Below are 13,203 nucleotides of genomic sequence, written 5' to 3' on the forward strand. Positions count from 1 at the left end.
TACGTTTTAATCAACGTCCATGAGCGACGTGGGCATCAAGGATGTCGCCGCGCGAGCCGGAGTGTCGCCGGGCACCGTGTCCAACGTGCTCAACCGGCCCGAGAAGGTGTCGCCGGCGACCCGCGAGAGGGTCGAGGCGGCCGTCCGGGAGCTGGGGTTCGTGCGCCACGGGTCGGCGTCCACGCTGCGGGCCGGGCACAGCAAGACCATCGGCCTGTCGGTGATCGACATCGGCAACCCGTTCTTCACCGACGTCACGGCCGGCGTGGAGGAGGTCGCCAGCAGCCTCGGTTACGCCGTCATCCTCAGCAACTCGGCCGGATCCCGGGCCAAGGAGGAGCGCAACCTGCTCGTGCTGGCCGAACAGCGGGTGCGCGGGGTGCTGATCACCCCGTCCGACGAAGACCCGGCGCGGCTCGACCGGCTGCGCAAGCGCGGCATCAGCGTCGTCCTGGTCGACCATCCGGCCCACTGCCCCGACCAGTGCTCGGTCGCGGTCAACGACGTCGGCGGGGGCATGACGGCGGTGCGCCACCTGATGGACACGGGGGCGAGATCCATCGTGTACGTCACGGGCCCCCTCACCATCCGCCAGTGCCTCGACCGCAGGGCGGGCGCCGAGCGCGCCTTCGGCCGCCCGCTGCGGGTGATCGAGATGGGCGCGATGACCCCGCGCGCCGGCCAGCAGGCCGCCGAGAAGCTGCTCGCCGAGGGCGACCTGCCCGACGCCGTGTTCTGCGCCAACGACTTACTCGCCCTCGGCCTGATGCGCGGCCTCACCCACGCGGGCGTCAGAGTGCCCGACGACGTCGCCCTGATCGGTTACGACGACATCGACTTCGCGGCGGCCTCGGCGGTGTCGCTGACCTCGATCCGCCAGCCGACCCACCAGCTCGGCCGGGTGGCGACCGAACTGCTGCTCGACGAGTGCGACAACCCGGCCACCCACGCCCACCAGCAGATCATGTTCCAGCCCGAACTGGTGGTCCGCGAGTCGACCCGGTGACGGGTCAGGCGGGCTGGGCCTCGTTCGACAGGTAGACCCACGCGGTGATGCCCGACTTGAGGGTGACGAGACGGCGGGCGTACTCGACGCCCTCGTAGGCGTCGGCGGCGGCCAGCTCCTCGGCGCTGAGCTGGTAGATCACGCCGAGCACCTCTTCACCGGGCGACCGCTGGACGATGGGGAACGTGCCGCCGGTGATCTTGATCGTGGTCAGGCGGTGGTTCGGCAGGGCGTCGGGGCGACCTTCCAGGCGGCGGCCGAACTGGGCGAGCTGCACCCGTTCGAGCTGAAGGGTGCCGTACGAGAAGAGAAAGATCACCCGCCCAGTGTGCCAGTGAGCAGTGTCTTGCCGAAGACCGCCCGGCCCTCCATGGCGGCGTGCGCGGCGCAGCGGCGGATCCGCCACCTGCAGCAGGTCCTCGGCGAGATCACCGGCGGCGAGAAGCTCTGCGAACAGCGAGAGCCGGCCACCAACGGTGGCCGGCTCCCGGTCTGAGGCCTACTTGGCGTAGCGGCGGCGGAAGCGCTCGACGCGTCCGGCGGAGTCCACCACGCGGCTCTTGCCCGTGTAGAACGGGTGGCTGGCGGAGCTGACGTCGACGTCGACGACCGGGTAGGTCTGGCCGTCCTCCCACTCCACCGTCTTGTTCGACCGCACCGTCGACCTGGTCAGGATCGCGAACCCCGCGCTCGGGTCGCGGAAGACCACGGGACGGTACTCGGGGTGAATGCCCTTCTTCATGCGCTATCGCTCCTCTCGGAAGGTCACGTGCTGCCGGATGACGGGGTCGTACTTGCGCAACTCCATCCGGTCGGGGTCGTTGCGGCGGTTCTTCCTGGTCACATAGGTCGCACCGGTACCTGCGGTGGACCGGAGCCGGACCAGCGGGCGGAGGTCGCTTCGCTTCACGGGATCGAAAACCGTTTTCAATCTCGGGATATTCCCGGGGCGCGGAAGAAGGCGCGGATGTCGGCCGCGAGCAGCTCCGGCTCCTCCATCGCGGGGAAGTGACCGCCCTCGGTGAACTCGCTCCAGTGGCCGATCGCCTTCCACGGGTCCATCGCGCGGCGCATGAGCGGGTGGGCGTCGAACACGGCGAATCCGGACGGCACGCCGGCGCCCATGAGCACGTCGAGACCGGAGTGCGCGTTCTCGTAGTAGAACTGCGCGCTCGACGCGCCGCTGCGGGTGAACCAGTACAGGCTGATGTTGGTGAGGAGCTGGTCGCGGTCGACCGACTCGTCCGGCGTCCGGTAGGCGCCCCCGGCCCTGGTCTTGAACTTCTCGGCGATCCACGCGAGCTGACCGACCGGTGAGTCGGTGAGCGCCGCGCCGATCGTGTCGGGACGGTGGTTCTGCATCTCCAGATACCCGCGCTCGGGGGCGTCCTCGGCGCGCACCGCCTCGATCTGGGCGATCTCGTCGTCGGACAGGCCGTCGGGGTAGGGGAACGTGTCGCCGACCAGCGCGAGCCACTTGGCGTCGCTGCCGAAGTGCGTGCCGATGACGCGCTCCGGATGGACCGCCGCGAGGCGGCCGACGGTGCCCGCGCCGACGTCGCTGCCGTGGGCCCCGAACCTCTCGTAGCCGAGCCGCGTCATGATCTCGGCGTAGGCGTCCGTCGTCCGCGCCAGCTCCCAGCCGGTCGCCGACAGCGGGGTGGAGAACCCGAAGCCGGGCGGCGACGGGATGACCACGTGGAACTCGTCGGTCAGCAGCGGGATGAGCCGCTGGTACTCGACGAACGAGCCCGGCCAGCCGTGGTTCAGCATCAGCGGGGTGGCCTCCGGATTCGCCGACCGAACGTGGACGACGTGGAACGTCTGGCCGTCGACGACCGTCGTGACCTGGTCGTACGCGTTGAGCTTCGCCTCCTGCGCCCGCCAGTCGAATGCGTCGCGCCAGTACTCGGCGAGCTCCTTCAGGTAGACCGGCGGGATGCCGCGGCTGAAGTCGGCGCGGTCGTCCCGGCCCGGCACGGGGATCGGCCAGCGCGTGCGGGCCAGCCGGTCACGCAGGTCGTCCATGTCGGCCTGGGGGATGTCGACGCGGAACGGGGTGAGTGCGGTGTTCTGATTCACGACGCCGACGCTCCCAGCCAATGCGGCAGACAAGCTTCCGCAATCGGGTGGAATGATCGGGACCATGTTGGAGACCTCGGTCCGCCTGCTCGAACTGCTGTCGTTGCTCCAGCTCAAGCGCGACTGGACCAGCTCCGAACTGGCCGCCCGGCTCGGCGTGAGCACGCGGACCGTGCGGGCCGACATCGGCAAGCTGCGGTCGATCGGCTATCCCGTGGACGCGCGCCCCGGCGTCGCGGGCGGCTACCGGCTGGCCGCCGGGACGGCGATGCCCCCGCTCCTGCTCGACGACGACGAGGCCGTCGCCGTCGCGGTCGGACTGGGCGCGGTCGCGACCCAGCGGCTCGGAGTCGAGGAGACCTCGCTCACCGCGCTCGCGAAGCTGGAGCAGGTGCTGCCCGCACGCCTGCGCCGGCGCGTCGAGGCGGTACGCGAGGCGACGAGCGTCGTGCCGGGAACTCGGCCTCCGCTCGACCTCTCGGTCCTCGGCGCGGTCGCCGCCGCGGTCCGCGGCCGCGAACGGCTCCGGTTCGGCTACACCAAGCCCGGAGGCAGCGAGGAGGCCCGCCACACCGAACCGCAACGGCTGGTGACCTGGGGGGCGCTCTGGTACCTGCTCGCGTGGGACCTCGACCGCGACGACTGGCGGGTCTTCCGGGTCGACCGCATGGTTCCCCATCCACCGACGGGCGCCCGGTTCCGGCCGCGCGCGATCCCGGAGGACAGCGCCGTCGAGTACGTCGTCAAACGCGTCAGCAAGGCGGCCTGGACCTACCGCGCCCGGGTCCTCGTGCACGCGCCCGCCGCCGAGGTCACTGCGAAGATCCCCATCCCGCTCGACATCGAGGCGGTCGACGAGTCCACGTGCCATGTCGAGCTGGGCTCCGACGACCCGAACCGGCTCGCGCTGTGGCTGATCCAGCTCGACCTCGACGTCGAGGTGCTCGACGGAGCCGAACTCGCGACGGCGTTCACCCGCCTCGCGACGAGGCTCCACCGCGCGGCGGGCGGCGCATCCGGACCAGGCCCTAGTCGCCTTCCAGATGGAGTTCGAGGCCGGGCTCCGTCGCGCAGCGCTCGGCCAGCCTCCTGACCTCCTCGACCGCGCGCCGGGCCGGATCGTCCCCGGCCAGCGCGAGCGTCTCGGTCAGTTCGGCGATGAGCTGCGGCATCTCCTCCGGCGTCAGGACCAGCGATCCGTAGGGGTCCACGCGCCGCAGCATCGGCAGTCGGCTCTGGCCGCAGAGGGTCGCGAAGACGTCTCGCACGTCGGGGAAGGACTCGGCCACCTCGAAGCGGCGGCCCTTGGGACTGGTGCCCGTCTGGGTCACGCGCATCACGATCACGTCCACACCCATGGCCCGCCCCATCGCCGCGCAGGTCACCGCCGCCGACCATGCTCGTGCACACGGATCCATGACGACCGGAACCGGAAATGCCGTTATCGACTTGTGACTTTCGGCGCTCTTTGAAACCTCCGGGTAACAATCTACGGTGCGGGATAACGTTATCCCACTCTCGCCATCCGGGCCACCACGGAAAGGCACCTCCATGATCAGAACGCGTGGCTCAGCCATAGCCGCCGCGCTCGCCCTGCTCGCCGGCCTGACCACGGCGACGTCCGCGCAGGCCGCCACCCCCACCCCCGACCAGCAGTGGAGCGCCGTCCAGTCGCTGGTCGGGGCGGTCAAGGGCCGCTGGACCAACCAGGCCTACACCGGCTCGGTCACCGACACGATGCCGGACACCGCGCTCCTCGGGAACGGCGACATCGGCGTCGTCTCGGGCGGCGGCGACGGGTTCAAGACGTTCCGGATCGCCAAGGGCGACTTCTGGACCGCCAGCGCCAACCGCTCGCTCGTCGCGCTGGGGTCGGTCTCGATCAACCCGGTGAGCAGCGGCGGGTCGCCGAACCTGGCGCTCGGGTCGACGGCGACGGCGTCCAGTTCGCACTCGTCGTTCCCGCCCGGCCGGGCCGTCAACGGCGGCTGGGGCGCCGGCTACGAGGGCTGGGTCTCCAACATCGGCAAGCCGCAGACGATCACCCTCGACCTGGGCTCGGCGAAGACCTTCACCCGGTACGTCCTGCGCCACGACGCCGCCGCCCGCCCCGCCGAGACGGCCAACACCACGAGGAACTGGACGCTCCAGACCAGCGGCGACAACGCGACCTGGACGACCCGCGACACCGTCACCGGCAACACCGCCGCCACCACCGACCGGACCGTCGGCGGCGTCACCGCCCGGTACGTGCGGCTGAACATCAGCGAGCCCACCCAGGGCACCACCTCCGACAGCCTCAACAACCCCCGGGCCCGCATCGGCCAGTTCGAGCTCTACAACGGGACCGGCGGCGGAGGCGGGAGCACCTCGTTCCTGGAGGAGCAGAACATCCTCAAGGGCGACGTCGACACCACGATGAGCCTCGGCGGCGGGCCCGTCACCATGCGGACGTGGGTCGGCGCCACCGACAACCTGGTCGTCACCCGCATCCAGGCCAGCGCCGCCACGACGATCAGGGTCTCGAACACGACCCAGATCCAGAACGGCCGGCCGGGCTTCACCAGCACGTCGGGCACCTCGGGCGGCACGGTCTGGGCGGCCCGCCAGACGTCCTCGGGCCAGTGGACCTCACGCGCGGCGATCGCCACCCGCGTGATCGGCGGCACCCAGTCGGTCGCGAACAACCAGATCACCGTCGCCATCCCGGCCGGCGGCGTGGTCAGCGTCGTCACGGGCGTCGCCGGCGGCGGCACGAGCACCGGCGACCCGGCCCCGGCCGCGCGGAGCCTCGCCGACGCCCAGTCGGCCGGGAGCCTCGACGCGCAGTACGCCACGCACCTCGAATGGTGGAAGCAGTACTGGCTGAAGTCCTACGTCGACCTCAACGACGACGTGCTGGAGCGCTACTACTACGCCGCCCAGTACTTCATCGGCTCCTCCAGCCGCGCAGGGAAGACCGCGCCGGGCCTGTTCGGCATCTGGGCCACCACGGACTATCCGTTGTGGGGCGGCGACATGCACCTGAACTACAACTGGATCGCCAACTTCTACGGCGTCTACTCCTCCAACCGCCCCGAGCTGGCCCTTCCGATGTTCGACCTGGTCAGCGCCTATCTGCCGGAGGCCAGGCGCCGGGCCACCCAGGACCTGCGCAGGGTCAACTCCGGCTACGTGAACGGCCGCTTCCCCAGTGGCGGCGTGCCGTCGGGCGTACTGTTCCCGGTCGGCATCGCGCCCAACGGCTCGACCGCCGACGACAACTACCACCAGCAGGTCGGCAACAGCCTGTTCACCGCGACCCAGTACGTCGCCTACTGGCAGTACACCCGCGACCAGACGTGGCTGTCGCAGCGCGGCTACCCGTTCATGAAGGAGGTCGTCACGTTCTTCCAGCACTGGCTGCAGCTGGAGAACAACCGGTTCAACCTCTACTCCGGCCCGCACGAGGGCACCTGGGCCCGCAACTCCAGCGCCGACCTCGGCATGCTGAAGACGCTGCTGTCCACCACGATCGACGCGAGCACCCGGCTGAACGTCGACTCGGGCCTGCGCGCCACCTGGCAGGACATGCTGAACCGGCTGGCGCCGATCCCCCGGACGACGTACAACGGCCAGCAGGTGTACGCCCTCGGCGACCCCGGCACCCTGAGCGACGGCCGGGCCATCCGTCCCGGCGACAACACCGTCAACCTGGAGTTCGTCCACCCGGGTGAGGCGCTGGGCATCAACGGGCCGGCAGCCGACCGCCAGGTCGCGATCCAGACGCTCGACGCGATGAACTCCTGGGGCCAGGACAACTCCTTCCCGAAGGTCTTCACCCAGGCGGCGAGGGTCGGCTACCCGGCCCAGTCGCTCATCGACCGGCTGAAGACCCAGATCACCAACCGGTCGGCGGCCAACCTGCGGGTCACCGACCCGCACCACGGCCTGGAGAAGTCGGGCACCGTCGAGGCGATCAACAGCCTGCTGCTGCAGAGCGACCTCGGGATCCTGCGGGTCTTCCCGGTCTGGCCGTCGGGCAAGAACGGCTCGTTCGTGAAGCTCCGCGCCAAGGACGGCTTCGTCGTGTCGGCCGCGCGTGAGAACGGGCAGGCGAGCTACGTCGACGTCACCAGCACCGTGGGGGCGCAGCTGCGGCTGCTGAACCCGTGGCCGGGGCGCGGCGTGACCGTCGTCCGGGTCGGCGGCGGGTCGGTGACGCCGTCGGTGAGCAACGATGTCATCACTTTCTCCACCGTTGCGGGGGCGACCTACTCGATCACGCCCAACTAGATCACCCGGAAGGCCGGTCACCACGCGTGGCCGGCCTTTTGTGTTTGCAAAAACGACAAACTAACACGCAAGAAGACGACGACTCCGAACTCATAACCCTCCATACACGACAAAAGCCCCAAACAACAGGGGCTTGACAGGATTTGAGGGCAATGCAACTCTCGCAAGCATGTTACAAGAATATGAAAATAGATTCGAGTAACTCGAATGCAGAGTGGTCGTAAATCAGCAAGCGTCGACAAAGCCTTCGAGCTGGTGCACGCCGTCTCCGACGCCGGGCGCGACGGGATCACCCTGGGCGCGCTCGCGAACCGCGCCGGGATCGCCGTCAGCACCGCCCACCGGTACGTGACGTCCCTGCTCGAACTCGGAGTGCTCGACCGTGACGCGGCCGGGTCCTACCGGCTCGGGGTCACCCTGATCGTGCTGGCCGGGCAGTACCTCGACGAGGACGGCCTGCGCGCCGCCGCCCGGCCCTACCTGGCCGAACTGGTGGAGCTGAGCGGGGAGACCGTGCACCTCGGGGTCCTGGTCGGCGAACAGATCGTGTACGTCGACAAGGTCGAGAGCGCCAAGTCGATCCGGCTCGTCTCCCACATCGGCAAGCGTGCGCCGCTCCACTGCACGGCCATGGGCAAGGCCATGCTCGCCCTGCTCGGCTCCGCCCGTCGCGACGAGATCCTTTCGGGGCCCCTTGAGGTGCGTACACCCAAGACCCTCACCGGGAACGCCCTGCTCGCCGAGCTGGGCGTGGTGGCGGACCAGGGCTTCGCGATCGACGACGAGGAGAACGAGGAAGGGGTGCGCTGCGTCGGGCTGGCGATCATGAACGCCTCCGGCGAGCCGGTCGGCGCGTTCAGCGTGTCGGCCCCGGCCGCGCGGTTCAGCCGCGACGACTGCCACCGCCTCGCCCCCAAGGCCCGCGCGATGGCCGCCGACATCAGCAAACGGATCGGCGGGCGAACCCCCTATCGAAGGAGCAGCAAATGAGCATCGTGGTGCGGAACCCGGGGACCGGTGAGCCTCTCGGCGAGGTCCCCGACCTGAGCGCCGACGCAGTCGTGGCCGCCATCGCGGACGCGCAGAAGGGGCAGCGCGCGATGGCGGCCATGCCCGGCCACGAACGGGCGGCCCTGTTACGCCGGGTGGCCGACCTGATCGAGGGCGAGATCGAGTCGCTGGCGAACCTGCTGGCGACCGAGAACGGCAAGCCCTTGATGCAGTGCCGGGGTGAGGTCGAGGCCGCGATCCGCATCTGGCGCGGCTACTCCGCCGAGGCGACCCGGTTGTTCGGCCGGCAGACGCCGATGGACGCGGTGCCCGGCATGGAGCGCCACCTCGCGGTGACGATCCGCGAGCCGCTCGGCGTGGTGGCCGCGCTGGTGCCGTTCAACTACCCGGTGGAGCTGTACTCCCACAAGGCCGCCGCCGCGCTGGCCGCCGGGAACGCGGTGATCGTCCAGCCGCCCGCGAAGTGTCCGCTGGCGCTGCTGCGGGTCGCCGAGCTGGTCGAGGAGGCGGGCGCTCCGGAGTTCGCCCACCAGATCGTCACCGGCGGCGTCGAGGTCTCGACCACGCTGGCCGAGGCCCCGGGCGTCGCCGCGATCACGCTCACCGGCAGTACCAACGCCGGCCGCGCGATCGCCAAGCTGGCCTCGGGCACCCTGAAGAAGGTCTTCCTCGAACTCGGCGGCAACGACGCGATGATCGTCTGCGACGACGCCGACGTGGCGGCCGCCGCCACCGCCGTCACCCTCGGGCGGCTGGCCCGGGGCAACGGCCAGATCTGCTGCGCGGTCAAGCGGGTGTACGTCCAGGACGGCGTCCACGACGCCTTCGTCGCGGAGCTGTCGGCCCAGGCGGCCAAGCTGGTCGTGGGCGACCAGCTCGACGACGGCACCGACGTCGGGCCGCTGATCACCGAGCAGGCCGCCGAGGAGGTCGAGAAGGCCGTCGGGAAGCTGGTCGGCGAGGGCGCGCGGCTGGTCGTCGGCGGCGGCCGCCGGGGCTCGTTCGTCGACCCCGTCGTGCTCGTCGACGTGCCGGTCGAGAGCCCGACGTTCGCCGAGGAGATCTTCGGGCCGGTCGCGCCGATCGCCCGGTTCTCCGACCCGCGCGAGGCCGCCGCCCTGGTCTCCGACTCCCCGTACGGGCTGCACGCCTCGGTGTTCACCCGGGACGTCTCGCGCGCGTTCACCCTGGCCAAGCTGCTCGACGTCGGCGGCGTGATCGTCAACGGGTCGACCGCGATCCGGGCCGAGAACCTGCCGTTCGGCGGCACCAAGGACACCGGCGGCTACCGCGAGGGCCTGCACGAGACCGTGCTCGACTTCACCCGGCAGAAGACCGTGCTGGTCATGGAGGCGTTCGGATGAGCCTTTCGCTCCGGGACGTCCGGAAGAGCTACGGCGACGTGGAGGTGCTCCACGGCGTCGACCTCGTCGGGCGCGACGGCGAGGTCCTCGCCGTCGTCGGGGCCAACGGCGCGGGCAAGTCCACCCTGATCCGGATCTTCTCCGGGGCGCACGAGATGTCGTCCGGCGAGATGCGCATCGACGGCGAGCCGGTGCATCTGCGCTCGCCGCACGACGCCCACGAGCGCGGTATCCGCACGGTCTACCAGGAGCTGTCGATCGTGCCGGGCCTGTCGGTCACCGAGAACCTGCTGATGGGCCGGTTCCCGAAGCGCAGGTCCGGCCTCATCGACTGGCCGGCCGCGCACCGCAAGGCGAAGGAACTGCTCGACGCCGCCGGCTTCGGCGCCATCGAGCCGCGCACGATCGCGGGCCGCCTGACGGTGGCCCGCCAGCAGATGGTGGAGATCGCCAAGGCGCTGGCCGGGGAGGTCCGGGTGCTGGTCCTGGACGAGCCCTCGGCGGTCCTGGCCGGCAGCGACCTCGACGCGTTGTTCGACCTGATCCGGCGGCTGAAGGCCCGCGGGGTCCTGGTCGTGTACGTCTCCCACCGCCTCGCCGAGGTGATGGAGCTGGCCGACTCGATCGTCGTCATCAAGGACGGCGTGATCATCGAGACCACCGAGCCCGCCCGCACGTCCGAAGACGAGCTGATCCGGCTGATGGCCGGGCGCAAGCTCGAACAGATCTACCCCGACCGGCGGGACTCCCCCGGCGAGACCCGCCTCTCCGTGACCGGCCTGTCGCGGCGCGGGGAGTTCTCCGACGTCTCCTTCGAGCTGCGCGCGGGCGAGATCGTCGGCCTGTTCGGGCTGGTCGGCTCGGGGCGCAGCGAGATGGCCCGGTGCGTGTTCGGCGCCGAGCCCCCGACCTCCGGCACGGGGGCCTTCCGCTCCCCGGCCGACGCCATCTCCCACGGTCTGGCGTTCGTCACCGAGGACCGGAAGCGCACCGGCCTCGTGGGCGGGATGACCGTGACCGACAACATCGCCCTGGCGACCATGCGGGCCACCACGAAGGGCCCGCTGATCGACATGCCGGGGCGGAAGGAAAGGGTCGCCGGGATGATCGACCGGCTCAGCATCCAGCCCGCCCGGTGCGCCACCATGCCGGTGGCCGCGCTCAGCGGCGGCAACCAGCAGAAGGCCGTGCTCGCCAAGTGGCTGCTGGCCGAGCCGCGCGTGCTCATCCTCGACGAGCCGACCCGGGGCGTCGACATGGCCACCCGGGTCGACATCTACCGGATGATCGACGCGCTGGCCCGCGAGGGCCTGGCCGTGCTGCTCATCTCCTCCGACCTGACCGAGGTGCTCGGCGCCACCGACCGCGTGCTGGTCATGCGCGAGGGCCGGCTCGCCGGCGAGCTGCGGTCCGAGGGGACGACCGAGGACGAGGTGCTCGCGCACGCGATCGGGGTGGCCGCGTGAGCGTGAACGCCCTGCCCAAGATCTCCCGCGACCTGCTCGTCACGGTGGCGTTCGGCCTGCTCATCGTGGTGATGGTCGTGGTGGCCGCGGTGACGACCGAGTCGTTCCTCACCCAGGCCAACCTGACCAACCTGCTCAAGCAGATGGTCACCATCGGCCTGCTGGCCTACGGGATGCTGGTCGTCATCCTCACCGGCGGCATCGACCTGTCGGTCGGCTCGGTGGTGGCGTTCTCCGGCATCCTCACCGCCGGGATGGTCTCCAGCCTGCCGATCCCCGCCGCGATGGCCGTCGGCGTCGTCTCCGGCATCGGGTTCGGCCTGGTCAACGGCGTGCTGGTGGCCCGGTTCGGGCTGGCGCCGTTCGTGGTGACGCTGGCGTCGCTGACCACCATCAGGGGTCTGGCGTTCGTCTACTCCGAGGTGCCGATCGCGCCGGAGGACCCGGCGTTCTTCACGCTCGGGTCGGCCATGGCCGGGCCGATCCCGGTCTCCACGCTCATCATGTTCGCCGTCTTCCTCGTCGGCGGCGTCTTCCTCACCCGCACCCCGGCGGGGCGGTCGATCATCGCGATCGGCGGCAACGCCGAGACGGTCCGGCTGGCCGGCATCAACGTGCGCCGGCACGTCGTGCTGGCGTACACCGTCTCGGGCCTGTGCGCCGGGCTGGCCGGGGTGATCCTCGCCAGCCGGGTCGGCATCGCCCAGCCCAGCGTGGGCGTGGCGTTCGAACTCGACGCCATCGCCGCCTGCGTCATCGGCGGCGCCAGCCTCGCCGGCGGCAAGGGCTCCGTCCGCGCCACGTTCGGTGGCGTGCTCGTCCTGGTCCTGATCAACAACCTGCTGAACCTGTACGGCGTGCAGAGCTTCTGGCAGCAGGTTCTCAAGGGGTTGATCATCATCGCCGTCATCCTCGCCCAGCGCACCAACCGCGTGCGCGCGTAACCCCCCAGGAGAAACACCGTGATTTCCAAGAAGATCCTGGCCGGCGCCGGCCTCTGCCTTGCGATGCTGACCGCCTGCTCCTCGGGTTCGGAGGAACCGGCGACCGGCGCCGCCGCGTCGGGCGACGCCGGCTACACGATCGGCGTCGCCAACTTCATGCTGAGCGGTCCCTACTTCAGCGGCATGGACAAGGCGATCGCCGCCCAGGCCCAGAAGAAGGGCAACGTCGAGATCATCAGCACCGACGCCAACGGCGACGCCGCCAAGCTGGCCAGCAACGTCGAAGACCTGCTGACCAAGAACGTCGACGCCGTCATCATCTCGGGCGGCCCGCTCGAGTCGGCCCCCGCCGTGCTGAACAGCATCAAGGCGGCCGGCAAGCCGGTCGTCCTGGTCGACCGCAAGTTCCAGACCGGTGAGTACACCAGCTGGATCGGCCCCGACAACGAGGCCATCGGCCGCCAGAACGGCGAGTACCTGTCGACCGCGCTGCCCGACGGCGGCAAGGTCGCCATCATCAAGGGCGGCCCGGCCGACAACAGCATCGGCCTGGCCCGCACCAACGGCGTCAAGTCGGTCCTGTCGGCCGACTCCAAGTTCACGCTGGTCGAGGCGCCCGACTTCGGCAACTGGGGCTCCGACGGCGGCCTGACCGTCATGGAGAGCCTGCTCGCCACCAACAAGGACATCAAGGCGGTGTTCTGCGAGAACGACGCCATGTGCCTGGGCGCCCAGCGCGCCATCGCGGACGCGGGCCTCGCCGACGGCATCATCATCGCCGGCGTCGACGGCCAGGCCGAGGCGCTGAAGGCGATCCTCGACGGCACCAACTACAAGGTGACCGGCCTGAACGACGCCGACATCATCGGCGCCAAGGGCCTGGACCGCGCGGTGGAGATCCTCGGCGGCGCGGCCAACGTCGAGAAGGACACGGTCGTGCCCTCTCCGATGGTCACCAAGGACAACGCCGCCCAGTTCCAGAACCCGGACGGCAGCTTCTAAGCCCCTCCCATCCCCCGCCGGGGTGGCGGGCGGCGACGCCACCCCTTCTCACC

Annotated in this window: 14 protein-coding genes; 9 read left to right on the top strand and 5 right to left on the bottom strand. The window is 70.3% G+C overall.

What is annotated here, in order from left to right; all coding sequences use genetic code 11:
• Positions 1-19: 19 nt before the first annotated feature.
• Complete coding sequence (locus tag FDA94_RS24380) at positions 20-1,006, top strand: LacI family DNA-binding transcriptional regulator (RefSeq protein ID WP_137249400.1); 987 nt, start codon at positions 20-22, stop codon at positions 1,004-1,006.
• A 4-nt stretch (positions 1,007-1,010) separates the two neighbouring features.
• On the opposite strand, the gene FDA94_RS24385 is transcribed toward FDA94_RS24380, so the two are convergent.
• A complete protein-coding gene (locus FDA94_RS24385) occupies positions 1,011-1,325 on the bottom strand; it encodes a gamma-glutamylcyclotransferase family protein (RefSeq protein WP_212735484.1) in 315 nt (104 codons plus the stop codon).
• Positions 1,326-1,340: 15 nt separating this feature from the next.
• On the opposite strand from FDA94_RS24385, the gene FDA94_RS39415 reads away from it, so the two are divergent.
• Positions 1,341-1,502 carry a hypothetical protein gene (locus FDA94_RS39415; RefSeq protein ID WP_170991093.1) on the top strand — a complete coding sequence of 54 codons (162 nt, stop codon included), beginning with the start codon at positions 1,341-1,343 and terminating at the stop codon, positions 1,500-1,502.
• Positions 1,503-1,505: 3 nt separating this feature from the next.
• On the opposite strand, the gene FDA94_RS24390 is transcribed toward FDA94_RS39415, so the two are convergent.
• The 3 genes from FDA94_RS24390 to FDA94_RS24400 are packed head-to-tail and all read right to left on the bottom strand — an operon-like array spanning position 1,506 to position 3,088.
• On the bottom strand, positions 1,506-1,748 hold the full coding sequence (locus FDA94_RS24390; protein ID WP_062339748.1) for a type B 50S ribosomal protein L31: 243 nt from the start codon (positions 1,746-1,748) through the stop codon (positions 1,506-1,508).
• 3 nt (positions 1,749-1,751) lie between these two features.
• Positions 1,752-1,916 carry a 50S ribosomal protein L33 gene (rpmG, locus tag FDA94_RS24395; protein WP_137249401.1) on the bottom strand — a complete coding sequence of 55 codons (165 nt, stop codon included), beginning with the start codon at positions 1,914-1,916 and terminating at the stop codon, positions 1,752-1,754.
• A gap of 17 nt (positions 1,917-1,933) precedes the next feature.
• Positions 1,934-3,088 carry an epoxide hydrolase family protein gene (locus FDA94_RS24400; protein WP_137249402.1) on the bottom strand — a complete coding sequence of 385 codons (1,155 nt, stop codon included), beginning with the start codon at positions 3,086-3,088 and terminating at the stop codon, positions 1,934-1,936.
• Positions 3,089-3,152: 64 nt separating this feature from the next.
• On the opposite strand from FDA94_RS24400, the gene FDA94_RS24405 reads away from it, so the two are divergent.
• A complete protein-coding gene (locus FDA94_RS24405; RefSeq protein WP_137249403.1) occupies positions 3,153-4,181 on the top strand; it encodes a helix-turn-helix transcriptional regulator in 1,029 nt (342 codons plus the stop codon).
• Here the strand turns inward: FDA94_RS24405 and FDA94_RS24410 are convergent.
• The gene (locus FDA94_RS24410; protein ID WP_170991097.1) at positions 4,117-4,446 is read right to left on the bottom strand and encodes a hypothetical protein; all 330 of its coding nucleotides are present in this window, start codon (positions 4,444-4,446) and stop codon (positions 4,117-4,119) included. The two genes, FDA94_RS24405 and FDA94_RS24410, sit on opposite strands and share 65 nt — an antisense overlap.
• A gap of 193 nt (positions 4,447-4,639) precedes the next feature.
• Between FDA94_RS24410 and FDA94_RS24415 the strand changes: the two genes are divergently transcribed.
• From FDA94_RS24415 to FDA94_RS24440, 6 genes are all read left to right on the top strand, one after another.
• Positions 4,640-7,363: a discoidin domain-containing protein gene (locus tag FDA94_RS24415; protein ID WP_137249405.1), complete on the top strand. Its 2,724-nt coding sequence runs from the start codon at positions 4,640-4,642 to the stop codon at positions 7,361-7,363.
• Positions 7,364-7,570: 207 nt separating this feature from the next.
• Positions 7,571-8,353 carry an IclR family transcriptional regulator gene (locus tag FDA94_RS24420; RefSeq protein ID WP_137249406.1) on the top strand — a complete coding sequence of 261 codons (783 nt, stop codon included), beginning with the start codon at positions 7,571-7,573 and terminating at the stop codon, positions 8,351-8,353.
• Entirely contained in the window at positions 8,350-9,738 is a 1,389-nt protein-coding gene (locus FDA94_RS24425; RefSeq protein WP_137249407.1) for an aldehyde dehydrogenase family protein, read from the top strand. Before FDA94_RS24420 ends, FDA94_RS24425 begins: the two co-directional genes overlap by 4 nt.
• On the top strand, positions 9,735-11,204 hold the full coding sequence (locus tag FDA94_RS24430) for a sugar ABC transporter ATP-binding protein (protein ID WP_137249408.1): 1,470 nt from the start codon (positions 9,735-9,737) through the stop codon (positions 11,202-11,204). Before FDA94_RS24425 ends, FDA94_RS24430 begins: the two co-directional genes overlap by 4 nt.
• Positions 11,201-12,148, top strand: coding sequence for an ABC transporter permease (locus tag FDA94_RS24435; RefSeq protein ID WP_212735486.1), 948 nt, complete (start codon positions 11,201-11,203; stop codon positions 12,146-12,148). Before FDA94_RS24430 ends, FDA94_RS24435 begins: the two co-directional genes overlap by 4 nt.
• Positions 12,149-12,166: 18 nt before the next feature.
• Positions 12,167-13,150 carry a substrate-binding domain-containing protein gene (locus FDA94_RS24440; RefSeq protein WP_212735487.1) on the top strand — a complete coding sequence of 328 codons (984 nt, stop codon included), beginning with the start codon at positions 12,167-12,169 and terminating at the stop codon, positions 13,148-13,150.
• Positions 13,151-13,203: the final 53 nt, after the last annotated feature.

The organism is Herbidospora galbida (assembly GCF_005233835.1).
Classification (GTDB): domain Bacteria; phylum Actinomycetota; class Actinomycetes; order Streptosporangiales; family Streptosporangiaceae; genus Herbidospora; species Herbidospora galbida.

Excerpts from the sequence above, each read along its gene's own strand:
- FDA94_RS24380 (WP_137249400.1), top strand. The coding sequence starts at position 20 with ATGAGCGACGTGGGCATCAAGGATGTCGCCGCGCGAGCCGGAGTGTCG.
- FDA94_RS24390 (WP_062339748.1), bottom strand. The coding sequence starts at position 1,748 with ATGAAGAAGGGCATTCACCCCGAGTACCGTCCCGTGGTCTTCCGCGAC.
- FDA94_RS24405 (WP_137249403.1), top strand. The coding sequence starts at position 3,153 with ATGTTGGAGACCTCGGTCCGCCTGCTCGAACTGCTGTCGTTGCTCCAG.
- FDA94_RS24410 (WP_170991097.1), bottom strand. The coding sequence starts at position 4,446 with ATGGGTGTGGACGTGATCGTGATGCGCGTGACCCAGACGGGCACCAGT.
- FDA94_RS24415 (WP_137249405.1), top strand. The coding sequence starts at position 4,640 with ATGATCAGAACGCGTGGCTCAGCCATAGCCGCCGCGCTCGCCCTGCTC.
- FDA94_RS24420 (WP_137249406.1), top strand. The coding sequence starts at position 7,571 with ATGCAGAGTGGTCGTAAATCAGCAAGCGTCGACAAAGCCTTCGAGCTG.
- FDA94_RS24425 (WP_137249407.1), top strand. The coding sequence starts at position 8,350 with ATGAGCATCGTGGTGCGGAACCCGGGGACCGGTGAGCCTCTCGGCGAG.
- FDA94_RS24430 (WP_137249408.1), top strand. The coding sequence starts at position 9,735 with ATGAGCCTTTCGCTCCGGGACGTCCGGAAGAGCTACGGCGACGTGGAG.